19 protein-coding genes are annotated in these 23,515 nt (G+C 74.9%); 11 read left to right on the top strand and 8 right to left on the bottom strand.

Translation table 11 applies throughout. The annotated features are described in order from the left end of the window. Positions 1 to 69 precede the first annotated feature (69 nt). The 4 genes from C593_RS0121025 to C593_RS0121040 all read right to left on the bottom strand — a co-directional run bounded on the left by C593_RS0121025 (position 70) and on the right by C593_RS0121040 (position 6,217). Positions 70 to 1,077, bottom strand: a complete 1,008-nt coding sequence (locus C593_RS0121025) for a DinB/UmuC family translesion DNA polymerase (RefSeq protein WP_018849288.1) — start codon at positions 1,075 to 1,077, stop codon at positions 70 to 72. Further along, positions 1,074 to 4,529 (bottom strand): DNA polymerase III subunit alpha, encoded by a 3,456-nt coding sequence (locus tag C593_RS0121030; RefSeq protein WP_018849289.1) that lies wholly within the window; start codon positions 4,527 to 4,529, stop codon positions 1,074 to 1,076. Before C593_RS0121030 ends, C593_RS0121025 begins: the two co-directional genes overlap by 4 nt. A 318-nt stretch (positions 4,530 to 4,847) precedes the next feature. Continuing rightward, positions 4,848 to 5,888, bottom strand: a complete 1,041-nt coding sequence (locus C593_RS0121035; protein WP_018849290.1) for a TerC family protein — start codon at positions 5,886 to 5,888, stop codon at positions 4,848 to 4,850. Continuing rightward, a complete protein-coding gene (locus C593_RS0121040; protein ID WP_018849291.1) occupies positions 5,885 to 6,217 on the bottom strand; it encodes a hypothetical protein in 333 nt (110 codons plus the stop codon). Before C593_RS0121040 ends, C593_RS0121035 begins: the two co-directional genes overlap by 4 nt. A 147-nt stretch (positions 6,218 to 6,364) precedes the next feature. On the opposite strand from C593_RS0121040, the gene C593_RS0121045 reads away from it, so the two are divergent. Together C593_RS0121045 and C593_RS0121050 are read left to right on the top strand one after the other, a co-directional pair. Continuing rightward, complete coding sequence (locus C593_RS0121045) at positions 6,365 to 6,703, top strand: winged helix-turn-helix domain-containing protein (protein WP_106434720.1); 339 nt, start codon at positions 6,365 to 6,367, stop codon at positions 6,701 to 6,703. A 164-nt stretch (positions 6,704 to 6,867) separates the two neighbouring features. Then, positions 6,868 to 7,377: a TspO/MBR family protein gene (locus C593_RS0121050; RefSeq protein ID WP_018849293.1), complete on the top strand. Its 510-nt coding sequence runs from the start codon at positions 6,868 to 6,870 to the stop codon at positions 7,375 to 7,377. Positions 7,378 to 7,438: 61 nt separating this feature from the next. Here the strand turns inward: C593_RS0121050 and C593_RS30105 are convergent, their stop codons facing one another. Continuing rightward, on the bottom strand, positions 7,439 to 8,470 hold the full coding sequence (locus C593_RS30105) for a hypothetical protein (protein WP_018849294.1): 1,032 nt from the start codon (positions 8,468 to 8,470) through the stop codon (positions 7,439 to 7,441). A gap of 298 nt (positions 8,471 to 8,768) precedes the next feature. Here C593_RS30105 and C593_RS0121060 point away from each other — a divergent pair, with 298 nt between their 5' ends. From C593_RS0121060 to C593_RS0121085, 6 genes are all read left to right on the top strand, one after another. After that, positions 8,769 to 9,743: an ABC transporter substrate-binding protein gene (locus tag C593_RS0121060; RefSeq protein WP_018849295.1), complete on the top strand. Its 975-nt coding sequence runs from the start codon at positions 8,769 to 8,771 to the stop codon at positions 9,741 to 9,743. Between the two features lie 2 nt (positions 9,744 to 9,745). Continuing rightward, positions 9,746 to 10,756 carry an ABC transporter permease subunit gene (locus C593_RS0121065; protein WP_018849296.1) on the top strand — a complete coding sequence of 337 codons (1,011 nt, stop codon included), beginning with the start codon at positions 9,746 to 9,748 and terminating at the stop codon, positions 10,754 to 10,756. A gap of 112 nt (positions 10,757 to 10,868) precedes the next feature. Beyond that, a complete protein-coding gene (locus C593_RS0121070; RefSeq protein ID WP_018849297.1) occupies positions 10,869 to 11,621 on the top strand; it encodes an amino acid ABC transporter ATP-binding protein in 753 nt (250 codons plus the stop codon). Then, complete coding sequence (locus C593_RS0121075; protein ID WP_018849298.1) at positions 11,618 to 12,901, top strand: M20/M25/M40 family metallo-hydrolase; 1,284 nt, start codon at positions 11,618 to 11,620, stop codon at positions 12,899 to 12,901. Before C593_RS0121070 ends, C593_RS0121075 begins: the two co-directional genes overlap by 4 nt. Positions 12,902 to 13,059: 158 nt before the next feature. After that, the gene (locus tag C593_RS0121080) at positions 13,060 to 14,376 is read left to right on the top strand and encodes a Type 1 glutamine amidotransferase-like domain-containing protein (protein ID WP_018849299.1); all 1,317 of its coding nucleotides are present in this window, start codon (positions 13,060 to 13,062) and stop codon (positions 14,374 to 14,376) included. 125 nt (positions 14,377 to 14,501) lie between these two features. After that, on the top strand, positions 14,502 to 15,377 hold the full coding sequence (locus tag C593_RS0121085) for a MurR/RpiR family transcriptional regulator (protein ID WP_018849300.1): 876 nt from the start codon (positions 14,502 to 14,504) through the stop codon (positions 15,375 to 15,377). Between the two features lie 95 nt (positions 15,378 to 15,472). On the opposite strand, the gene C593_RS30110 is transcribed toward C593_RS0121085, so the two are convergent. Together C593_RS30110 and C593_RS0121095 are read right to left on the bottom strand one after the other, a co-directional pair. Continuing rightward, positions 15,473 to 16,315 carry a hypothetical protein gene (locus C593_RS30110; protein ID WP_020610369.1) on the bottom strand — a complete coding sequence of 281 codons (843 nt, stop codon included), beginning with the start codon at positions 16,313 to 16,315 and terminating at the stop codon, positions 15,473 to 15,475. Further along, positions 16,312 to 17,994 carry a serine/threonine-protein kinase gene (locus C593_RS0121095; protein ID WP_018849301.1) on the bottom strand — a complete coding sequence of 561 codons (1,683 nt, stop codon included), beginning with the start codon at positions 17,992 to 17,994 and terminating at the stop codon, positions 16,312 to 16,314. The genes C593_RS30110 and C593_RS0121095 overlap by 4 nt, the downstream gene beginning before the upstream one ends. Positions 17,995 to 18,296: 302 nt before the next feature. On the opposite strand from C593_RS0121095, the gene C593_RS0121100 reads away from it, so the two are divergent. Beyond that, positions 18,297 to 19,442: a trypsin-like serine protease gene (locus C593_RS0121100; protein WP_018849302.1), complete on the top strand. Its 1,146-nt coding sequence runs from the start codon at positions 18,297 to 18,299 to the stop codon at positions 19,440 to 19,442. An 83-nt stretch (positions 19,443 to 19,525) separates the two neighbouring features. Here C593_RS0121100 and C593_RS0121105 read toward each other — a convergent pair whose 3' ends face one another. Further along, on the bottom strand, positions 19,526 to 21,340 hold the full coding sequence (locus tag C593_RS0121105; RefSeq protein ID WP_078521724.1) for an FAD-dependent monooxygenase: 1,815 nt from the start codon (positions 21,338 to 21,340) through the stop codon (positions 19,526 to 19,528). Between C593_RS0121105 and C593_RS0121110 the strand changes: the two genes are divergently transcribed. Together C593_RS0121110 and C593_RS0121115 are read left to right on the top strand one after the other, a co-directional pair. Beyond that, positions 21,339 to 22,841, top strand: coding sequence for a hypothetical protein (locus C593_RS0121110; protein WP_018849304.1), 1,503 nt, complete (start codon positions 21,339 to 21,341; stop codon positions 22,839 to 22,841). The two genes, C593_RS0121105 and C593_RS0121110, sit on opposite strands and share 2 nt — an antisense overlap. Positions 22,842 to 23,165: 324 nt before the next feature. Then, a complete protein-coding gene (locus C593_RS0121115) occupies positions 23,166 to 23,381 on the top strand; it encodes a hypothetical protein (protein ID WP_018849305.1) in 216 nt (71 codons plus the stop codon). Positions 23,382 to 23,515 lie beyond the last annotated feature (134 nt).

A 23,515-nucleotide genomic window follows, 5' to 3' on the forward strand; every position in this document is an offset into this window, starting at 1 on the left:
TGGCCTCAAGGCCCGGCAGCGGCTCTCCGCCCGCTCCGGCGTCGCCGCCGTGGCGGCGGCGGTGACGGGTCACGAGGCGAGGGTGGCGGCCCTGACGGCGGCCGGCCCGTAGCGGGCGCGGGCGCGGTCGGCGGCGGCTTCGAGGTGGCGGGCGCGGTCGTCGGTGGGATCGAGGAGGAGCTGCCGGGCCGTCTCTGCCGCAGGGCGGAGGCCGGTCGCGCGGAGGGTGAGGGCGCGGACGCGGGCGCGTTGGAGGCCGAGGGCCTCGTGGAGGGCGTAGGCGGTGGCGGTGAGGGCGGGGGTGTGGGCGGTGGCTTCGGGGAGAGTCCTGTGGCGTGCGGTGGTGGTGCGGTCGGCGTAGCGGACGGTGAGGGTGAGGGCTCCGGCGGCCTGCTCACGGCTGCGGAGCTGGTGACCGAGGTGGTGGGTGAGGCCGAGCAGGGCGGCGCGCTGCCGGTGGGGGTCGAGTTCGTCGTGGTCGAAGTGGTGCTCGGCGGTCGCGGACTGCGGGACGGGGGTGGGGGTGACGGTCCGGGGGTCGTGGCCGCGGGCGCGGTCGTGGGCGAGGCGTGCGGGGGCGGTGCCGAGGATGCGGTGGAGGGTGGGCAGGGGGGTGGCGGTGATGTCGCCGGCGGTGTGGATGCCGTAGCGGGTCAGTGCGCGGACGCGGGCGGGGCCGATGCCGGGCAGGACGGCGACGGGCTGGTGCCGGAGGAACTCCTCGACCTCGCCCGTGCTGACGGTGCGGGCGGTGTGGGGCGGGGCGGTGGCGGCGGCGACTTCGGCGACCGTGCGCGTCGGCCCGGCTCCGGCGGTGCTGTGCGTGGCGTGGAGGGCGAGCAGGCGCAGCCGGATCAGGGTGATCAGGTCGGCCGGGGTGCGCTGCCAGTAGCGCAGGGCGCCGGTGAGGTCGGCGTCGGCGGACCAGGTCCCGGGGTGGGGTTCGACGCGGGCGGTGACGGTGTCGAGGACGGCGAGCAGGTCGGTGTAGCGGGTGGCGGGGTCGGTCGGGTGGAAGTGGATGCGCAGCAGCACCCGCTGGCGCTCCGTCGCCTGGCCCGGGGCGGGAGTGGTCATCCGGCGCTCCCGGGGCTGGTGTGGCCGAGGCGGCGCAGGTCGGCGGAGCGGGTGCCGGGGGCCCGGAGGTCGGCCCAGGGGTGGAGCCGGGCGCCGGTGGTGCCGTCCGTGACGGTGCGGCCGGCCCCGGCGGGGGTGGGGGCGGGGGTGGTGCGGCCGAGGAGGTCGAGGACGGCCTGCGGGCCGTGGGTCGCGCGGGTGGCGGAGAGGGCGTCCAGGTCCCAGGCCATCTGCCCGACGACGGTCCGCCGCGGCCCGCGGGCCTCCACCGTTCCCCGCACGAGGAGGAGCCCGTGGTGGAACACCGTGTGGGCGCACGCGGGGTGGGAGTCCTCGAAGAAGGCGACGTCGACGAGGCCGGTGCCGTCCTCCAGGGTGACGAAGATGACGCGCTTCCCCGAGGCGATGGGCGGGGTCTGGGTGGAGGCGCGCACCCCGGCGACGAGGACGCGCTGTCCGGGGTGGAGGGCGGCCAGGCGGGTGGCGGTGGTGGCGCCGATCTCGGCGAGGAGGCGGTGGTGGTCCTCCATGAGGTGCCGGGTGACGTCGATGCCGAGGGTGTCGACCTCGGCGGCCAGGCGCTCACGGGCGGTCAGCTCCCGCAGACCGGCCGCACCGGCGACGACGGGTGTCCCGTCGTCCAGGGGGAGCTGACCCGGGGAGGGCCGGGTGCGGCTCTGGCGGTGGAGTTCGGCGGCCTGGAGGAGGAGGTCGCGGCGGGACGCCTCGCCGGCGTGCCGGTCGAGGGCGCCGATGCGGATCAGCCGCTCGGCGGTCGGCAGGGCCGGGCGGGCGCGGTGCCACAGATCCTGGAGGCCGGTGTACGGCTGCCCGGCGGCGATCCGGGCGACTTCCTCCTCGCTGATCCCCTTCACCGAGGACAGCGAGATCCGCACCCCCCAGCCGGTCCCGGTCTCCTCCACCGTGTAGGCGGGGCGGGAGCGGTCGACGTCGACCGCGAGGACGGGCACGCCGTGGCGGCGGGCGTCGGCGACGATCACCCGCCGGGGCCACATCCCCGGGTCGTGCTCCAGAAGCCCCGCGTACAGGGCCGCCGGATGGTGGGCCTTCAGCCACGCGGACTGGAGGGCGGGCACTGCGAAGGCCACCGCATGGGCCCGGCAGAACCCGTACGCCCCGAAGCTGCTGACGGTGTCCCAGACCTCGTCGAGGACCGCCGGGGTGTAGCCGCGCCCGCCCGCCGCCTTCCGGAACCAGGCTTCGATCCTCGGCAGGCGTTTGGGGTCGGCGAGAGCACGGCGGGCGATCTCGCCGAGCGCCTTGTCGCAGCCGGTCATCACCGAGAGGATCTCGATGACCTGCTCGTGCCAGATCGTCACCCCGTACGTGTCCGCGAGGACGGGCTCCAGGTCGGGGTGCGCGAACGCGGGGGTGGCCCCGTGCCGGGCGGCGATGAACCGGGCGGGCATGCCGCCCTGGACCGGCCCGGGCCGGAACAGGCTGATGTCCGCGACCACGTCGGCCAGGCCGCGCGGCTGGAGCCGGCCGACGAGGTCCTGCTGGCCCGGCGACTCCAGCTGGAACATCCCCACCGTGTCGCTGCGGCGGATCAGGCCGAGGGCGGCCGGGTCCTCCAGGGGGACGTGGTCCGGGCTGTCGAGGTCGAGGAGCCGGCCGGTCGTACGGCGGACCTCCGCCACGGCGTGCGCCATCGCCGACTGCATCCGCACCCCCAGCACGTCCAGCTTGACCAGGCCGAGGGCCTCGACGTCCTCCTTGTCGGCCTGGACCATCGGATACGCCCCGCCCGGGGTGGGCTGCACCGGCAGCCGCCCCAGCAGACCCCGGTCCGAGAGGATCACGCCGCACGGATGCATCGCGTACCCGCGCGGCAGCGCATCGAGCTGCTCCGCCAGCTCCCACAGCGGCCCGAACCGCCCGCCCGCCGACTCCTCCCGCAGACCCGCGAGTTCGGGCAGCTCGGCCAGGGCGCTGGTGATGTCGCAGGCCCGGATGTGCGGAAACGACTTCGCGACCCGGTCCACCACACCCGGCTCCATCCCGAGGGCGAGCCCCGTGTCCCGCAGCGCGTGCCGCGCCCGGTACGTCTCCGGCATCCCGGTGACCGCGACCCGCTCCCGTCCGAACCGGTCGAAGATCATGTCGTAGACCTCCAGACGGCGCGCGGACTCCACGTCCAGGTCGATGTCCGGCAGCGACGCCCGCCGCTCCGACAGGAACCGCTCGAACAGCAGCCTGTGGTCCAACGGGTTGGCGGTCGCGATGCCCAGCACATGGCAGACCATCGACCCCGCCCCCGACCCGCGGGCCGCGACCCGGATCCCCGCCGCCCGCACGTCCGCGACCACCTGCCCCACCGCCAGAAAATACGGGCCGTAGCCGAGCCGGCCGATCACTCCCAGCTCGTCCTCCAGCCGCGCCACCGACCGCCCGTCCCGGTCCAGGCCCCGGGCCGCCATCCCCGCCGCGCACCGCCGCCGCAGCTCCTCCATCGCCCCGCCCGCGCCCCCCGGCGCGCCGACGACCTCCGGCTCGGGGAAGTGCGCCCGTCCGATCCCGAGATCGGCCACCGGGTCGATCACGCACGCCCGCGCCACGGCCGCCGTCTCCGCGAGCAGCCGGGCGGCCCGCCCCGGCCCGGAGCCCGCGGCCGCGCAGATCCGCTCCGCCGCCGCCGTCATCTCCGCCGGCCCTTTCAGCCACCGCTGTCCGCAGTCCAGCCGCCGCCGGTCCACCGGCCGCAGCAGCCGGGCCGCGTCCAGCACGTCCGCCACCCGGTGCTGCGAGCCGTCGGCGTAGCGCACCGCGTTCGACAGCACCGCCGGGACACCTGCCCGGTCCGCCAGCGCGAGGGTCCGCGCGGCCAGCCGCACCGATCCGGGCCCCGTCCCGTCCAGCCCCCAGCACACGACCTCCAGCCGCAGCCGCTCACCCGCCAGCTCCCGCCACGGCCCGAGCAGCCGCTCCGCGACGTCCGGGCGGCCCGCCGCCAGGGCGCGCACCGGCTCCGACACCGGACCGAGCAGCACCACGACGTCCTCGCCCGCGTTCTCGGCGAGGGCCTCCCACGGCGCGGCCGGCACCCCGCCGGTGCGGGCCGCCTCCGTGTGCGCGGCGGACACGATCCGGCACAGGCGCCCCCACCCGCCCCCGCCCCGCGCGAGGAGGACCGCCCGCAGCGGCGCCTGCGCCACGTGCGCCCCGCCGCGGACCGGCGTCCGCCGCCTGGCGGGATCCGGGGCGGGGGAGTGGGCGGTCACCGCGAGGTCGACCCCGAGGACCGGCCGCACCCCGGCCGCCGTCGCGGCCGCCACGAACCGCACCGCGCCGGCGACCGTGTCCCGGTCCGTCAGCGCGACCGTCCCGATCCCCCGCTCCGCCGCCCGGGCGATCAGATCCCGGGGGTGAGAAGCGCCGTAGCGGGCCGAGAACCCGCTGGCCACATGGAGGTGCACACCGTCCGCACGCATACGGCCACCTCCCGCAAACCACCCCTTTCCAGCCACCGTGACCAGATACAAGCCACCATACCGAACAAATATTCGAACAGGTGGGTTCGAGTGACCGCCTCGCGCGCGAAGCGCGCCCGGCGCCCCCCCGCGCCGGCGCCCCCCCGCGCCGGCGCCCCCCCGCGCCGGCGCCCCCCCGCGCCGGCGCCCCCCCCGCGCCGGCGCCCCCCCGCGCCGGCGTCGCGCGAGGCCGGGGTGGAGGGCGCCGGGGCAGGGGGCGCCGGGGAGCCGCGGTGCGGCGGAGCCGGGCAGGTGGCGGCCGGCCCCGGGGCCGGGTGATCAGGGCGGGGGTTCGTGCGTGTGGTGGTGCGGGGTGGTCCCGGGGCCGGGCGCCGGGGCGGTCCCGGAGTCCTGCGGGGGCGGGCCGGTGTGGGGGGTGGTCTCGCCGTCCCGGCCGCGGGTGGCGATCAGGGACCAGCCGATCGAGACGGTGATGGTGGTGACGATGACGCCCAGGGTGAGGGGGATGGGGAGCTTGCCGACGGGAGTCTCGGACAGGATGAGCTTGACGCCGGCGAAGGCGAGCAGGACCGCGAGCCCGTAGTGCAGATAGGCGAAGCGGCGCAGCAGCCCGGCGAGGCAGAAGTACAGGCTGCGCAGGCCGAGGACGGCGAAGGCGTTCGCCGTCCACACCAGGAAGGTGTTGGTGGTGATCGCCAGGATCGCGGCCACGGAGTCCACGGCGAAGATCAGGTCGGTGGCCTCGATCGCGACCAGGGCCACGAACAGCAGGGTCGCCACCCGGCGTCCGTCGATCTTCGTGAAGAAGTCTCCGCCGTGGTACTTCGCGTCGGTGGGGACGACCTTCCTGACGAGGCGGACGACGGGGTTGCGGTCGGGGTGGATCTCCTCGTCCTTGGAGACGGCCATCTTGTAGCCGGTCCAGATCAGGAACGCCCCGAACAGGTACGCGGTCCAGAAGAACACCTGGAGCAGTTCGGCGCCGACGAAGATGAACACCAGCCGGAAGACCAGGGCGCCGATGACACCCCAGAACAGAACCTTGTGCTGGTAGGCGTCGGGTACGGCGAAGAAGGAGAAGACCAGCGCGAAGACGAAGACGTTGTCGATGGACAGCGCCTTCTCGATCAGGTAGCCCGCGTAGTAGGTGGAGGAGACCTCCCCGCCCTGCCACAGCAGCAGGAACAGGCCGAAGGCGAGGCCGATGGCGATCCACACGGCGGACCAGATCGCCGCCTCCTTGAAGCCGATCACGTGGTTGTCGCGGTGGGCGACCAGATCGACGGCGAGCATGACGGCGATCACGAGGGTGACCGCGGCCCACACCCACAGCGGGACGGTGAACGACAGCTCATTCATGGCTGGTCGGCTTCCTGGGGGACGAAGGACGGCGCGGACGCCGCCGGGTGGACGTGCGGGCGGTCCGCGCTCGGACGGACGCCGGGCCCGGTCCCCGCGGCGCACACCGTCCCGAGCGCGGGAGTGACGGCGCGGGCGAGCGGACCACCGCCCACGGCGCGGGCGAGCGGACCACCGCGCAGGCCCGCGGCTTCGACGGGGCTGTGGGCGTCCAGCCCCGTCGGTCCCCGGACCGCGGCGTCCACCACGGCCAGGTCGTCGGGACGGTTGGTCAGCAGGGCGGTCACCGGGCGCGGCAGACGGACCGCCGGGGCCGAGTGGGCGGACATCGCGAGCTCTCTTCCCGTGGGGGCGGAGGGGGATTCCAGGGTGGACTGACCTCCTGATCCCCGTCAAGATTTACGTGAAAATATTTTCGGGTGTATTTTTTCGCGAAACGCTACTGGTGATGCTGCCGGGTTCGTATGCTGAAGGTCATGAGCAACCCCCCCTCCCCGCGCGGTGCCCACTGGACGTTCCTGACCAACCACGCCCGCGTCCTCATCGCCCTCGCCCAGGACCCGGAGGCCCGCCTGCGGGACGTCGCCGGTCTGATCGGCATCACCGAACGTGCCGTGCAGCTGATCGTCGCGGACCTCGAAGCGGCCGGATACCTCACCCGGGAACGCGTCGGCCGCCGCAACCGCTACACCATCGACCCCACCGTCGCCCTGCGTCACCCCAACGAAGCCGACCACCCCGTGGGCGACCTCCTGGCCACCTTCCTGCACCGCGAGGACCCCTCCGTCACCGGACCGGAACACGCCACCCCGTGAGGCATCCGTTTGCCGGGGCGCCGCGCCCCGCGCGGTCCGCTCGCGGGGCCCGGCCGGGAGCCGCGCCCGTTTCCTCCGGCTCCGGCATGCCTGCCCGATCACGGGGCACCCGCTCTCCTGCGTCACCGACCGGACGCTGATCAGGGACCGAGCAGGGAGAGAACATGGCCGGCACCGCGCACCGAGCCGTCACCCGTCCTCGTCACCCGTCGAGGTGGCCGCTCCTGCTCCTGCTGCTCGGCCTGTGCTACGCGGTGGCCGCGGTGGGGGCTGTCGCCGCCGGGGACGCCGGAAGCGTCTACGGGTCGCTGGACCGCCCCGGCTGGGCGCCGCCGTCCTGGCTGTTCGGCCCGGTCTGGACCGTTCTCTACGCGACCATCGCCTTCGCCGCCTGGCTGGCCTGGCGGCGCCGCGCGTTCAAGGACGTAAGGGGTCAGGTCGTGGCATGGGGGGCGCAGCTCGCCTTCAACCTCGCCTGGACCCCGCTCTTCTTCGGCGCGGGGCAGTACGGACTCGCGTTCCTCGACATCTGCCTGCTCCTGGCCGCCCTCGGCACGACCATGCTGCTCTTCCGTCGCGTCGACACCGTCGCGTCCCTCCTCCTCGTGCCCTACGCGGTGTGGACGCTCTACGCGGCTGCTCTCAACCTCGCCGTCTGGCAGCTCAACACCTGACCCGGGCGGGCGCCGGGCCCCGCTGTCGCCGCCGGGCCCGGCTCTCGCCGCCGGGCCTGGCTCAGCAGCTGCTCGGCGTGCCGCTGTAGAGGCTGGAGTCCGGGCGGCCGTCGAGGACGCTGCGCAGGTAGTAGCCGCAGGCCGGACGGTCGGCGAAGTCGTAGGTGTCGCCCGGGCGCAGGCGCCAGATCTTGAAGCCCTCGTATGTCAGTGGTTCGCCGCGCACCGCCCGCTCCGGCTGGTGGTCGGCGAGCACGACGTAGACGTCCTCGCCCGAGACCGACGCCTTTCCGTCCGGGCCGATGTAGAGCGAGCCGCCTTCCTCCACGCCCACGCCCCATGCCTTTCCGTCCGGTGTCAGTCCGTCCTTCACGGCGCGGGCGGTGAAGGCCATCAGGCGTCCCATGCGGTCGCGGGCCACGAAGTGCGAGTCGTTCACCGTGCCGCCGTAGTGCGGCCAGTCGAACATCCCCGTGGTGAACGACATGTAGCGGTTGTAGGGGTCTTCCAGCGCCTCGTCGGAGTAGACGCTGCCGTTGCACGCGTCGTACACCACGGAGGAGTTGATGTGGTGGCCGGCGCTGCCGCCCCCGCTGCCGCCGCCCTTGGCGACCACCGAGCGGACCGAGTCGCGCAGCGCCGTCGACTTCCACGCGGCGTACCTGCACTGGTCGCCACCGGTGAAATAGACGAACTCGGCGTTGCGGACATCGGTGTTGAGGCGGGCGTTGTTCCCGTCCTTCGCGGTGGTCAGGGTCCAGGTCGTGCACGAGTTGACGCCGGCCAGGCTCATGATGTCGTCGCACTCCGGGGTGCCCCCGCCGGCGGCGGCGGAGGCCGCGAGGACGACGACGTCGAGACTTCCGGAGCCGCCGCGAATCGCGTCGACCGCCTTGGCCGCCGTCGCGGGGACGACCGCGCCCGCGCCGTTCATCGTGTGGGCCGGGCCGGACCAGGAGGAGCGGGAGGCGTCCGAGGCGCTGCCCTGCCGGTCGCGGGTCGCGGCGGCATGGGCCGGCTGGGCTGCGAGGACGCTGCCCAGCAGTGCGAGGGAGAGGGCGAGAGGAAGGGTGCCGGCGGTGTGTCTGAACATCGGGCAGCTCCGGTGACGAGGGCGGGCCGGGGGCTCGGAAATGGAAAGTACAGATGAATCGCCATACGGGGAAGATGTAACGTACGGCAGTGTGTCCCTCGTGTGTGAGTGTGCCCGCAAGGACGGGTCACGCCTGCTGACGGCGAGGCTTCGGTCGCTCCGCGCGAACCCCCGGCGCTGAGTAATGCGCGTTACATCTAGGCACTGAAAGGGTGATGCTGTAACTTCCCGGGTGTCAGCCGGCGAGGGCCTCCCCGCACTCCGCCGCAACTGCTGGCTCCATCGAGAGGGATCGACCGTGACAGCCAAGATGCCCCCTTCCCCCGCCGCCCGGCACACGTCGGCGGCTCTCCTCGCCTCCGCCGCGCTGCTCGCGCTGTCCGGCTGCGGCGGTGCCGGGAGCGAGACCGCCGCGAAAACCGCCGCGAAGACCGGCTCCTCCGCGACGAAGACGGTCGCCGGCGTCGAGATCGAGGTCGACGAGAAGCTCCACGCGTCCCTGCCGAGCCGGATCGCCGACGCCGGCGAGGTCCGCGTGGCCACCGACGTGCCCTACGCGCCCTTCGAGATGTTCGTCGAGGAGGGCGGAACCGAGCTGACCGGTCTCGACTACGACCTCGGGCAGGCCCTCGGCGCGAAGCTCGGCGTCGAGTTCGCGTTCACACCGCAGAAGTTCGACGGCATCGTGCCGGCGATGCAGGCCGGCAAGTTCGACGTCGCGATCTCCGCGATGACCGACAGCAAGGAGCGGCAGGCGGTCGTCGACTTCGTCGACTACTCCGAGTCCGGCTCCGGGATCATGGTGAAGAAGGGCAACCCGGAGAAGATCACCACACTGGACGACCTGTGCGGCAAGGCGGTCGCCGTCCAGGCCGCGACCAACCAGCTCGACCTCCTGAAGGCCCATACGAAGAAGTGCCCCGGCGCCGGCATCGACATCAAGACCTTCCCCAAGGACTCCGATGCCCAGCTGGCCCTGCGCTCCGGCAAGGTCGTCGCCGACGTCCTCACCAAACCGGCCGCCGGCTGGACCGCCAAGACCGCCGACGACGGCGGAGCGTTCGAGGTCGTCGACGACCCCGCGGCCGAGGGCGGCTACAACGCCTCCCCGAACGGCATCGCCGTCTCCAAGAAGCTGCCCGAGCTCAGGGACGCGATCCAGAAGGCGCTCCAGCAGCTGATGGACGAAGGCACCCTCGAGAAGATCTGTGCCGGCTACGGCGTCGCCTCCATAGCCCTGGAGAAGGCCACCGTCAACGCCGGCAAGGAGTGAACGTGAGCGTGAGCACCACCGCTCCTCCCGGTGCGCCGAGCGCGGACGGGACGGCGCCGGAGCAGCTGAAGGTCGTCCGCGTCCGGCACTGGGGCCGCACCGCGGCGGCCGTGGCCTCCACCGTGGCCCTGGTCTCCCTGGGCGTCTCGCTCGCCGGCAACAAGAACCTGCGCTGGGACGTCGTCGGTGACTACCTCTTCGCCGGCCTCGTCTTCGACGGCCTGCTCACCACCCTGTGGCTCACGGCGGGCGCGATGGCCGCGGCCGTCGTGCTGGGCGTCCTGCTGGCCGTGATGAGACTGTCGACGAACCCGGTCCTCAAGGCCCTGTCCGGCCTGTTCGTCTGGTTCTTCCGCGGCACCCCGCTGCTCGTGCAGATCATCTTCTGGGGGTACGCGGCGGCCCTGTACCAGAAGGTGACCGTAGGGATCCCGTTCACGGACGTCGTGTTCTTCGAGGCGGAGACCAACAGCCTGCTGACCGCTCCGGTCGCCGCGCTGCTGGCCCTCGCGCTGCACGAGGCGGCGTACGCGAGCGAGATCGTCCGGGCCGGCATCCAGTCGGTCGACGCCGGACAGACGGAGGCCGCGCACTCGCTGGGCATGCGGCCCGCCCTGACGATGCGCCGGATCGTTCTGCCGCAGGCCATGCGCGTCATCATCCCGCCGATGGGCAACGAGACGATCAACATGCTGAAGATGACCGCGCTCGTCTCGGTCATCGCGGCCAACGACCTGATGTCCAACGTCCAGGCGGTCTACGCGGCCAACTACCAGGTCATTCCGATGCTCGTGGTGGCTTCCCTCTGGTACCTCGCCCTCGTCAGCCTGCTGGCCGTCCCGCAGTCGTGGCTGGAGCGGCGCTATGGCCGCGGCAGCGTCCGCGCCGGCGGCGCGGGAGTGCTGCGGCGGATGCTCGCCGGTGGTGCGGCCGGCCCGTTCCGGCGCCCCGCGACGGCGGACGGGCCCCGGGACGCGGCGGCCCTGAGCGGGAAGGGCAGCACCCCGGCATGAGCAGCATTTGCGCCATGAGCGGTATCAGCGGCATAAGCGGTATGAGCGGCGTCGGCGTCACGAGCGTCACGGGCGTCACGAGAGCAAGGAGACGGTCGCGGTGAGCGCGCCGATGGTGCACGCACAGGGCGTGCGCAAGCAGTTCGGGCAGCTCGAAGTCCTCAAGGGCATCGACCTGACCGTGGAGCGAGGGCAGGTGTGCTGCCTGCTCGGGCCCTCCGGGTCCGGCAAGTCGACCTTCCTGCGCTGCATCAACCACCTGGAGAAGGTCGACGGCGGAAGGCTCACCGTCGACGGCCGCCTCGTGGGCCACCGGCAGCAGGGCGACACCCTCTACGAACTGCGCGAACGCGAAGTGGCCCTGCGCCGGAGGGACATCGGCATGGTCTTCCAGCGTTTCAACCTCTTCCCGCACATGACGGCGGAGGAGAACATCATGGAGGCGCCGGTGAGGGTCGCCGGCGTGCCCACGGCACAGGCGCGCGAGGACGCCCGCCGACTGCTGGACCGGGTGGGTCTCGCCGACAAGGCCGGTGCCCACCCCGCCCAGCTCTCCGGAGGCCAGCAGCAGCGCGTCGCGATCGCCCGGGCCCTCGCGATGAAGCCGAAGCTGATGCTGTTCGACGAGCCGACCTCGGCGCTCGACCCCGAGCTGGTGGGTGACGTCCTGGACGTGATGAGGCAGCTGGCGGCCGACGGCATGACGATGGTCGTCGTCACGCACGAGATCGGGTTCGCCCGCGAGGTCGGCGACACGGCCGTCTTCATGGACGACGGCGTCGTCGTCGAGGCGGGCGAGCCGCGGACCGTCCTCTCCGACCCGCGGCGGGAACGCACACGCGCGTTCCTGTCCAAGGTCCTGTGACCGCCACGGCGCGTCGGAGCGCCCGTCCCACGGACCTGCTCGCCCTGGCGCAGGCACGGCAGGACGCGTTCCTCGCCGACCTCGCGGCACTCGTCGCGATCGACTCCGGTTCCCACAGCCCCCGCGGGATCGGCCGCGTCGCGGACTGGACGGCGGCCCGGCTGGAGCGGCTCGGCTTCACCGTCGAGCGCCACCGGCGGCCGGAAGCCCGCGGCCACGTCCACGGTGACGTGCTGATCGCCCGCAGGGCCGGCGCTCTCAGCCGGGCCGCGGGGGGCCGCCGTGTCCTGCTCGCCGCGCACATGGACACCGTCTTCGAGGACGGCACGGCAGCGGCGCGCCCCTTCCGCGTCGAGGAGACGCGCGCGCACGGACCCGGCGTCAGCGACGACAAGGGCGGTCTCCTGGCCGGCCTCACCGCGCTGGAGGTCCTCGCCGAGGCGGGCTGCGAGGACTGGGCCGAGCTGGTGTTCGTCGCCACGGGCGACGAGGAGATCGGCTCGCCCGCCAGCCGCCCGCTCACCGAGGCCGCCTGCGAGGGGGTCGACGTCGCCCTCGCGCTGGAGTGCGCCCGGGAGAACGGCGACGTCGTCATCGCTCGCAAGGGCGTCGCGGACTTCCTCCTCACCGTCACCGGCCGTGCCGCACACGCCGGCATCGAGCCGGAGCGCGGCGCGAACGCGGCACTCGCCGCGGCGCACCTGGTCGTCGAACTGCAGAACCTCAACGGGCGGTGGGAGGGAGTCACCGTCAACGTCGGCACCGTACGGGCCGGGACGCGTACCAACATCGTGTGCCCCGAGGCCGAACTCGGCGTCGAGGTGCGGGCCGCCACGGCGGCGGGCCTCGCCGCGGCACGACGTGCCATCGAGGGTGCCGCCGCCCGCCCGGCGGTCGCGGGCACCACCGTGGCGGTCCGGCAGCTCGACGAGTGCCCGCCGATGGAGGCGACCGACGCCTCCCGGGAGATCCTGCGCCGGGCACGCGAGGCCGCCACCGCGCTCGGCCTGAGCCTGGGCGCGGCGGCGACAGGGGGTGTCGGGGACGCCAACTACATAGCCGGGACTGGTGTTCCCGTGCTCGACGGCCTCGGCCCGGTCGGCGGCGCCGACCACACGCCGCGGGAGTGGCTGCGCGTCGACACCGTCCCGACCCGGGTGGCGCTGCTGGCGGCGCTGATCGCCGCAGTCGGAGGCCGGGGCGGCGCGCACGGCCCGGTGCGCGCCTCTGTCCCGGCGCCACAGGACCTCCGGGTCCTCGACCGGCGTGACCGCTGCTGACCGCCCGCCCCGCCCCCGTGACACCCGGCCCGGGACCCCGCCCCCGTGCCCCCCGGCCCGGGACGCCACACGGCCGGCCCCCGCCGTATGCCGGACCCGGCCGCACGGCCCGGCCGGGTCCGCACCCGCCATCGTCCGCGCCCGAAGCAGGAGGCTCGATGTACCACCGCCCCACCACCCGGCGCACCGCCGTCACCGGTGCCGCCGCCCTCGTCCTCGGCGCCCTCGCCGCACGCCCGGCGACGGCCACCGCCGCCACCCGCACCGGCACGGCCCGCCGCGCCGGCTCCCTGGTGCTCGTTGGCGGCTCCCTCGCGGACGACAACGAGAGGATCTACGGCGAGATCATCCGCCGCGCCGGCGGTGCGCGTGCCCGCATCGGCGTGATCACCGCCGCCTCCGTCCCCAAGTCCCAGGACCCGGACGCCGGGGACCCGGACAGGGCGTCGAACTCCGAGTTCAACGGCGCCTACTACGCGGATCTGTTCCTGCGGCACGGGGCGGCCGCGGCCGAGTGGATACCCGTCGACCTCGACCACATCGCCAACGCCGACGACGACAGGACCGTCGCACAGGCCGCATCGATGACGGGCTTCTTCTTCGGCGGCGGCGACCAGTTCCGCTACGTCACCTGCCTGCTCGGCGGCGCGGCCCACCGCGACTCACGGGTGCTCGCCACGATCCGCGCCAAGCTCGCCGCGGGCGCCGTGGTCTCCGGTTCCAGCGCCGGCGCCCAGATCGCCTCCGGCCCCGACATGGTCACCGGCGGTGAGTCGTGGGAGGGGCTGCGCGACGGCAGCGCGGCCGGCTACTTCGACGACGCCACCAGGCTCGGGTACTGGCGGCGCGGCGGCTTCGGCTTCCTCGCCTCCGGCCTGCTGGACACCCACACCGGCTCCTACGGCCGCGAGGGCCGCATCCTGCGTCTGGCCTCCGACACGGGCCACGACCGGGTCTACGGGCTGGAGGAGGACACGGCACTGATCGTCGACAGCCCCGGCACCTCCCGCGAGCGGGTGCGGGTGCTCGGCACGAACGGCCTCACCTTGGCCGACCTGGCCACCGCCCGGGCCCGGCAGACGTCCGACGGCTGGACCCTCACCGGCGCCCGCTACAGCTTCCTCACCGACGGCGACGCCTACGACCCGCGCACCCGCCGGGTGAGCCCCGGCCGCGGCAAGCGGCCGCTCGGCCCGCGCGGCACCGGGCCCGTCCCCGCCAACCCGGACATCTTCTACTCCGTCCGCAACCCGGACGGCCGCCCTTACTCCTTCCTCGGCACCGCCCGCGCCCTCGCGCAGAGCCGCGTCCAGCACAGGGCCACCGGCACGACGTTCGAAAGGAACCCCGGCTTCGACGTGACCCTCACCAAGGGCCGCGACTTCGCGGCGTGGACCGACGACAACCGCACGGCCCGCACCCTCCTCGGCCTGCGCGTGGACATCGTCCCGCGCCGGACCCCCGGCGCGTCGTGAGGAGCCCGCGGGCGGGGGCCGCCCACCGGCGCTCCCGCCCGCGGGAACCGGCCGCCCGGCACGCCCCGGGCCCGTCGATAGGATCGGACCGCACCCCCTCGCTCCTGGGAAGGACGAACCGGATCATGGCCTCTGGCGGACTCGCCGACGAAATCAGGAGCAAGCTCGGCGACCTGAGCCCCGCCGAGCGCAAGGTGGCCCGTGTTCTCCTCGCCGCCTACCCCTCCGCCGGCTTCGAGACGGTCGCCACCCTCGCCGAGCGGGCCGGCGTCAGCGGACCGACCGTCATCCGCTTCGCGCACCGCCTCGGCTACCGGGGCTTCCCCGGTTTCCAGACCGCGTTGCGCGAGGAGCTCGACGAGCGGAACGCCTCCCCTCTCTCGCTGTACGAAGCCACCGGCTACGGGCGTGCCCGCACCGCCGAGGAGGGCGAGGAGCTCCCGCTCACCGAGCGCACCGGCGCCGCCTTCACCTCCGGCGTCTCCCGCACGCTCGCCGAACTCCCCCCGCACGACCTCGACCACGCCGTCCGGCTGCTGACCGACTCCAAACGCCGCATCACCCTCACCGGCGGGCGGTTCACCCAGCTCCTCGCCCAGTACCTCGGCCTGCACCTGATGCAACTCCGCGACGACGTCCGCCTGCTGCCCGACCGGGAGGTCGAGCGCACCGCCGTCCTCGCCGCCCTCGGCCGCCGCGACGTCCTGGTGGTCTTCGACTTCCGCCGGTACGAGCAGGACAAGGTCGCGCTCGCCCAGCTCGTGCAGGAACACGGCGGCAAGGTCGTGCTGTTCACCGACCCCTGGCTCTCCCCGGTCACCACCCACGCGGACGTGGTCCTCCCGGCGCACGTCGACGCACCGTCCCCGTACGACAGTCTCGTGCCCACCCTCGCCGTCGTCGAGACGGTCGTCGCGGCGGTGATCACCGCCCTCGGCGAGGACGCCCACGCCCACATGCGCCGCGCCGAGGACACCGCAGGCCGTATCGGCCTGTACTGAGAACCCGCACGGCCCGGGCGGCGGGAAGCGCTGCCGCACAGCGCCTGCCCGGGCGAGAGGTGCTGCCGCACAGCACGTGCCCGGGAGGTGTCCGGCTAACCGCACCTGTACGTGAAACGGGCGGACGCCGCGCGCGGGTCCGGCGTCTCGATCCGCAGCTCGGCCCGGGCCGGGTGCTCGCCCCGGCCCCGGAAGGTCCACAGCAGCCGCAGCCGGACCTCCTCCTGCCCCCGGGCCACCCGCTCGCGCAGCAGTCCGGAGGAGCTGCCGTCGCTCCGCACCCAGCGGTAGCGCAGGGTGCCCGGGCGCCCGTTGGTGCGTACCGTCCCCACCACCTCGGCGGTGCCGTCGCAGCGCGGCCCCTCGGCCGGGGCCCGCACCTCGATGGAGCGGACCGCCACACCCGGGCCGAAGTGCTGCCAGGCGAGGAACACCAGCACGGCGGCGAGGACGCCGGCGGCGAGCAGATAGCGGCGCGGACCGCGCCCGGAGCGGCGCTCCGGACCGGTGCCGGTCCCGGCCGCCGGCGTGCCGTGCCACACCCCGGCGGCGGTGGCGGGCCCCGCGACCGGACGCGCCGAGGCCGTCACCCCCGGGCCGAAGCGCAGCACCTCGCCCTCCACCCGGTCCGGCACGGCCTCGTACGGGACTCCGTCGGGAACTCCGGTGGCCCCACGCGCCGTCGGGGCCTCCGCCGGCCGGGGCGCGACCAGGGTGCCGTCCGGGCCGGCCGGCGGCGGTGCCGACGGCGTCACCCGGCCCCGGGCCTGCTCCGGACCCTCGAACCAGTGGCTGCCCAGCGCCGTCGCACTGTAGTCGGGGGAGTCGGGGGAGTCGGGAAAGGCGGGGGATACCGGGAAGTCGCCCGGAGCGTCGGCCCCGGTCCCGCCCGCCCCGGCCCCCCGCACGGTCGCGTCCTCGCCGGCGTGTCCGCTCATCCGACCTGACACCCCCTCCGGACGACGAGCTGCCGCTCCGCCGCCCCGCCCGCCGCGGCCGGTTCGGTGGACGCCCGCACGCCCCAACGGCAGCCCTTGCCCTGGACGGTGTGCGTCAGCGCAAGCGTGTACCGGGTCGCGCCGCTGCGCTCGAACACCTCCGTGCCGTCCGGTGCGCCGAGGCCGTCCGCCGCGTCGCCGGTGTACCAGGCCACGACCACGGTCACCGGGCCCGGCCCGTCCGCCGTGACCTCGACCGTCGCGGCCGACTCCCAGGGGCCTGTCTGGCGGAAGCCCGTCACCGCGACCGAGGTGACCGCCACGGACTCGGGCGACGGTGCCGGCGGAGCCGGGGCGGGCGGCTCGGCGGACGGGCCGCCCGGTACCGGAGCCGTCGGTACCGGAGCCGTCGGTCTACCGGACACGGTCGGCACCGGAGACACGCCGGGCGTCACCGTCTCCGGCGTCCCCGGCACGTCCGGCGACGCCGAGGCGTCGGCGGACGCTTCCGCCGAAGGCCCGGACCCGGTGGGGGACGGCCCCGGGGAGGCGCTCACGGGCGGCGCGAAGCCCTCCGGCCCTGCCGGGCCCGCGCTCGTCGTCGCCACCACCTGCGCCGTGGTGACCCGGCCGTCCTCGTCCGCCCGCACCGCCAGCGCCAGGACCGCCGCGACCGCGAGGGCGACCACCCCGGCAAGGGCCCGGCGCAGCGGGGGAGTCAGCCACGCCGCGGGGCCCGTCCCGGCCCCGGGCGCCGCGCCGGTCCCGAGTGCGGTCGTCGCCCGGTCGTCGGCGACCGCCGGGCCGTTGCCGGCCGGCCGCAGCAGCAGCGGTGCGAGGGCGGCCAGCGCCGCCAGCCGCCGCTGCCCGCGCTCCTCCCAGTCCGCCCCGTACGCGCCCGCCGCCACCGCCTCCAGCTCGGCCACGAAGGCCGCCGCGTCCGCCGGACGCTCCCCGGGGTCCTTCGCCAGCCCCCGCCGCACGAGCGCGCGCACCGGCTCGGGCGCCTTTTCGGCCGGCACCGGCGCGTCCAGGTGCTGGAGGGCCAGCTCGGCCATGTTCCCGCCGTCGTAGGGCTTGTGGCCGGTCAGGCACTCGTAGAACACCGCCGTCGCCGCGTACACGTCCGCCGCCGGGGAGGCCGGCCCGCCCCGCCACTGCTCGGGTGCCATGTACGCGGGCGTCCCGGCGGCGCCCGGTGTGGCACCGTCGCGGGCCGCGATGCCGAAGTCCACCAGTTTCGACGAACCGTCGGCGGCGACCAGCACGTTCTCCGGCTTGTAGTCCCGGTGCACCACACCCTGCCCGTGCGCCGCGGCCAGCCCCAGCAGGGAGCCCTTGAGCACCGTGAGCGCGGCCTCGGGGCCGGTCGCCCCCTCCCGCGCGAGCAGCGCCCGCAGGGCCGTGCCGTCCACCAGCTCCATCACGATCGCGGCACCGGTCGGGGCCTCCACGTACTCGTGCAGCCGGACGATGCAGGGTGAGTCCAGCGCGCCCAGGAGCTGTGCCTCGCGCCGGAAGGCGCGGACGAACGCGCCGTCCCCGCGCAGCCGTTCGCCCAGGTACTTCACCGCCACCGGCACCCCGGTCGCGTCGTGCACCGCGAGCACGACCCGTCCGCCGCCGCCCGCGCCCAGCTCCCGGGACTCCGTGTATCCCGGCACCGTCCACACGCCCATCGCGTTCCCCCGAACCGGCCGACGCGTCCCGCCCGCTCCCCACCGGAGCACGGCGCGGTCCGCGTACCGTCGACGGCACAGACACCGGCGGCGGCCCGCACGGTTCCCGGTGTTCCGCACGTTTTTGGCCATGCGTCCGTCCGGAACCCGACGCGCCATTGGCATGGACCTGACCCGCGTTCTTCGCTACGCTCCGCCCCGGGCGCTGCCTGAGAGCGCTCTCAGGCCCAGATCCAGATCCAGATCCGCGTCCGCTCAGTTCCACCCCCCACCGTGCTGGAACGATCCGAAAGGTCGACGCCTTGAGACGCACCACTGCCGTACGCACCGGTCTGTCCACGCTCCTCGTCCTCGGCACCTGGGCCGCTGTCGCGATCCCCGCCACCGCCGCGGCCGCCCCCTCCGCCACCGACACCTCCGTCTCCACCGGCCTGATCGAGGCCATGGAGCGCGACCTCGGCCTCACCGAACGCCAGGCGGTCGAACGCCTCGCAGCCGAACGCGCCGCCGTCGCCGTCGAGAAGAGGGCGCGGCAGGTCGCCGGCGCCCGCTACGGCGGATCCTGGTTCGACGCGGACAGCGGAAAACTGACCGTCGCCGTCACCGACTCCCGCACCGCCGCCGCCGTCCGCGCGACCGGCGCCGACACCCGCCTCGTGCGGCACAGCGAACGCACCCTGAACCGCGCGAAGGCCGCGATCGACAAGCTCTCCGCGCCCCGGGGCGTGAGCAGTTGGCACGTCGACCCGGCGGCCGGCAAGGTCGTCGTCCACGTGGTCGCCTCCGAGAAGGCTGACAACGATGTCTCCGCCTTCCTGGCCAGAGCCCGGGCGACCGGCCCGGTCACCGTGAAGGAGATCGACCGGGCCCCGCAGACCTTCGCCGCGGGCACGGTCGGCGGCGACCCGTACTACACCGGCAACGTCCGCTGCTCGATCGGCTTCTCGGTCCACGGCGGCTTCGTCACCGCCGGGCACTGCGGTGGCGTGGGCGCCGCCGTGCGCGGCTGGGACGGCTCCCACATCGGCCACTTCCAGGGCTCGTCCTTCCCCGGCAACGACTACGCCTGGGTGAACGTCGGCAGCGGCTGGTGGACCGTGCCGGTCGTCCTCGGCTGGGGCACCGTGCCCGACCAGCTCGTCCGGGGCTCCAACGAGGTGCCCGTAGGCGCGTCCGTCTGCCGCTCCGGCTCCACCACCCGCTGGCACTGCGGACGCGTGCTCGCCAAGAACGAGACCGTCAACTACAGCCAGGGCGCGGTGCACCAGATGACCAAGACCAGTGTCTGCGCGCAGGGCGGGGACTCCGGGGGGTCGTTCATCAGCGGTGACCAGGCCCAGGGCGTCACCTCCGGCGGCTGGGGCAACTGCTCCTCCGGCGGCGAGACCTGGTACCAGCCGGTCAACGAGATCCTGAACCGCTACGGCCTGCGGCTCCACACCGCGTGAACCGTCTCCGCCCCCGGGGCCGTACGCCGCCCCGGGGGCGGACGCGCGTCCGCCCGAGCCGCCGTGCTCGCCGGACCGGCGCCTCAGGTGGTGCGCAGGATCCCCGAGAGATACGCGGTGAGCGCCGCCGTTTCGTCCGGCCCGAAGCGCAGCCCCACGTACCCGTCCGGCCGGACCAGGAACCCGGCCGGCCCGTCGACGCCGTACGCGCGGCGGAACTCGCCCCGGCTGTCCGCCCAGGTCGGGAACCCCGCGTCACCCACCGGCGGTTCGGCCGCGCCCAGCACCGCGCGGGTGCCCGTACGCCCGTACGTCAGCCGGGCCGCCGCGGCGGCCGGCCCGGCGAACCGCGCCAGCGACTGCGGGTCCGGCGCGTACACCACCAGCACATGCTCCGAACTGTCCCGCAGCAGGTCGAACAACCGCACCGGATAGACGGCGACGAGCCCGATCAGGCCGCCGCAGTCGGGCGCGCGGTCGCCCGCCTCCGGCGGCGCGCCGGGGCCGGGTTCCGACGGGGTGTCCGCCGCACCGAGCCCGGCCCGTCCGGGCGTGTCCGCCGCGCCGGGGCCCGAGTTCCCGGACGCGTCCGCCGGGCCCGTCCGGCCGACGACCGGGCTGTCCCGGTATCCGACGAGCAACTGCGCCTCGCGCAGCAGCAGGGTCCGCGGGTCGCCGGGGTCCGCCTGCACACCGCCCGCGCTCGCATGGCGCACCGTGCGGCCGACGACCTCCTCGCCGACCGGCCGGCGCTCCGCGTCATAGCTCTCCAGCAGCGCGGGCCGCGCCGCGCCCGACACCGCGAGGGCCAGCTTCCAGGCGAGGTTGACGGCGTCCTGGATCCCGGTGTTCATGCCCTGGGCGCCGGTCGGCGGATGGATGTGGGCGGCGTCGCCCGCGACGAAGACGCGCCCCCGGCCGTACCGGTCCACGATCCGGTGGCTGATCCGGAAGACGGAGGACCAGCGCAGCGCGGAGAGGGTGGTGGGCTCGGGGGCCAGCCGGTCGACGACCGCCTGGATGTGGCCCAGCTCGGGGGTCCGGGCTGCCTCCAGCCCGTGCGCCACACTCTCACCGCCCCGCGCGCCGCCCGCCGCGGTCCCGGACCGCCCGGCGGTGTCCGCCGTGCCGTTGGCGGCCGCGGAGAGCTCCGGCGGCACCAGCATCGACATGCGGTAGCGCCCGTGCCCGGGGAGCGGAATGCAGACGAGCAGGTCGTCCACCGCGCCGTCCGGGCCGCGGTGCATCGAGCGGACGCCGTAGCCGGGCGGCAGGCGCCAGTCCGCCTCGACGTCCGCCAGCATGTACTCCTCGGGGAACGCCCCGCCCCCGAAGCTCAGCCCGAGGCCCTTGCGGACCGCGCTGTGCGCTCCGTCGCAGCCGACCAGGAACCGGCAGCGCACCTCCTCCGCGTCCCCCGAAGAGGTGGTGAGCCGGCACCACACCCCGCCCTCGTCCTGCTCGAAACCGACCAGCTCCGTGCCCCGCTCGATCCGGGTGTCCCGGCGCTCCAGGTGGTCGGTGAGGATACGTTCCGTCTCGTACTGGGGGAGGCAGGCGAAGCCGTACGGGATCTCCGGCGGCAGGGCGAGTTCGACGCGTCCCGCCTCGGCGCCGTTCACATAGGCGAGCTGCCCGCGCATCGGCGTGGCGGCCTCCAGCGCGTCCCGCACCACACCCGCCCGGTCCCACAGCTCCAGGGTCCTCGGCTGGACGCCCACGGCCTTGGCGTACGGCAGCCGGCCGGGCAGCTTGTCGATCACCCGGCACGCGACACCGCGCCGCCGCAGTTCCAGCGCCGCGGTCAGACCGACCGGGCCGGCCCCGACCACCAGGACATCGGTGTCCACCACGGTGCCTCCCGTTCGCAGAGCCACCCCCGCGTTCCCGACTCCCATGCTCCCCCGCGTCCGCCGGACGGGCGACTTCGCCGGGGACGGGCGGCCGGACTTCCCCGGCACCGCGGTCCGCCCCGGCACGCCGTGGCCCAGCAGCACCGAGTTCCGTTTCACCCACCCGCGCCCCCGCCCCCGATCCACCGGTCCGTTCCCCCGCGTCCGATACGGTGCCGCTGTGGTGATCACAGGGGAGCACTCCGCAGGGGGCACGGCACACGGCACCGCCGGGAACACGGCACCGGGCACGGCGCTGCTGCTCACGGCGGCACCGGCGGGGCGGGCCCGGCTCATCGACGCGGCGTCCGTACTGCCCGCCCTCGCCGCCGTGCCCGGGGCGGTGATGGCCGGCGCGGGTGCGGCCGGGACCGACCGGGAAAGGCCGGGGCCGGCGGCGACCGTGGTGGAACTCGCCGACCCCCTGGAACCCCAGGCCGTGCTCACCCGTATCCGCGCGGCGGCGGCAGCGCCCGGTCCGCTCGTCCTCTACCTGGCCGGGCAGCTCCACATGGACCGCAGGCAGCGACTGCTGCACTTCGCCCTGGCGCGCACCACCCCCGCGACGGTCCGCTACACGGCACTGCCCTGGCACTGGCTGGCGGGCGAGCTCGGGCCCCGGCGGCCGGGCAGCACCACCGTGGTCGTGGACCTCGTCGCCGACGCGGACGCCTGGCCCGAACTGGCCGAGGGGCGGGCGGCGTTGGGGCCGTCGGTTCGGCTGTACGGCAGCGCGGTCCGCGCCGCCGGGCGCCGCTGCCTCGCCGAACCCGCCTATCTCAAGGCCATGGCCGCGATCTGGCGCAGCGGCGCCCGCCCGCCGCTGGACGAACTCCACGAGCTGGCCGCCACGGCGAGCGCCCCCGAACAGCCCGCCGACCGCCTCCTGTTCGCGCCGTCCTCCGCCCCCACGCCCTTCCCGCCCCCCGCCGCCGCCCCGCCCCCCGCATCCGCCCCCGAGGCCCCACCGGGACCGTCCGTCGAGCCCGAGCCCGAGCCCGAATCAGCCGCACCCGCGCCGACCGCCCCCACCCGGCCGGCCCCCGCCGGAAGCACCCCCGACGCCCCGCCGGGCGCCCCCGCCCCCGACCCCCATGCCGCGATCCTCGCCGCCGCGCTGGCCGGGCGGCACGGCGAGGCCGCCGCGGCCGCGGCCGTCCACGAGGGCGAGGCCCGGCGCACTCACGGTCCGGGCACCGCCGAAGTCCTGCACTGGCTGGAGGTACGCGCCGACCTCGCGCGCCTCGCCGGGAACCCCGCCGGCAGCTGCGCGCTCTGGGCGGAGGCGGCCGAGGCCCGGCTCACAAGGGGTGAGCCGCCCGGTGCCCCCGATGTCACCGGCGCCGTCGACCGCGCCCACCACCAGTGGGAGCAGGTGCGCGACGGCGCGGCGGCCCGCCGCCTGGCCCCGGCGCTCCTGCGTCTGCGCCGGCAGGTCCCCGGCCCGGACGGCGCCGCCCTGCTCCTGCTCCGCCGCCGCCTCGCGGCACTCGGCCCCGGCACCTGAACCACCCGTCCGCCGCCACGGCCCCCGCGAGGGACCCGCCGCACCGGGCTGCGCGGCGCGCGGCCGTCGAGTCGACCGCCGCAGCGTCAGCCGCGAATCAGCGCGCGCCCCGGCCGGCTCACCACCGACCGCAGACGTCCGGGCGGCAGTTGGGGCCGGAACACGGTTCCGAGAACGCTCGTGCGCCCCTGACTTTCGGGCGATCACGGCCCCGACAAGCCGTTTTCCCCTGACACTTACTGTCCGTGTTCAACCGACATGCGCCCAATGTCCCCCCGTGCAAGGCTGATCCCGCCCACACCAACCAGCTCGAAGGAGAGTCTGATGGGTATCAAGGACCAGTTCCAGGACAAGGCCGAGCAGCTCAAGAACGAGGCCCAGAAGCGCATGGGCGACGAGCGCGAGCCCGGCCGGCAGCCCCAGGAGCGCGGACGGCAGGAGCGCGGTCAGCAGGAGAGCGGCCGTCAGGAGCGCGGCCGTCAGGAGCGCGAGCCGCGCCAGCAGATGCTGGACGAGGAGCAGGGCCGCCACCGGAGCTGATCCGGGCCCACGGAACACCGAGGGTGCGCACTCCCACGGGGTGCGCACCCTCCTCCGTGCCCGGCCGCGGCGCCTCGCGGGCCCCTGCGTCACCCGTTTCTCCGCCCCGGCGTGCCGTCCCGCCGCCGCCCGCG

Source organism: Streptomyces sp. CNT372, from assembly GCF_000377145.1.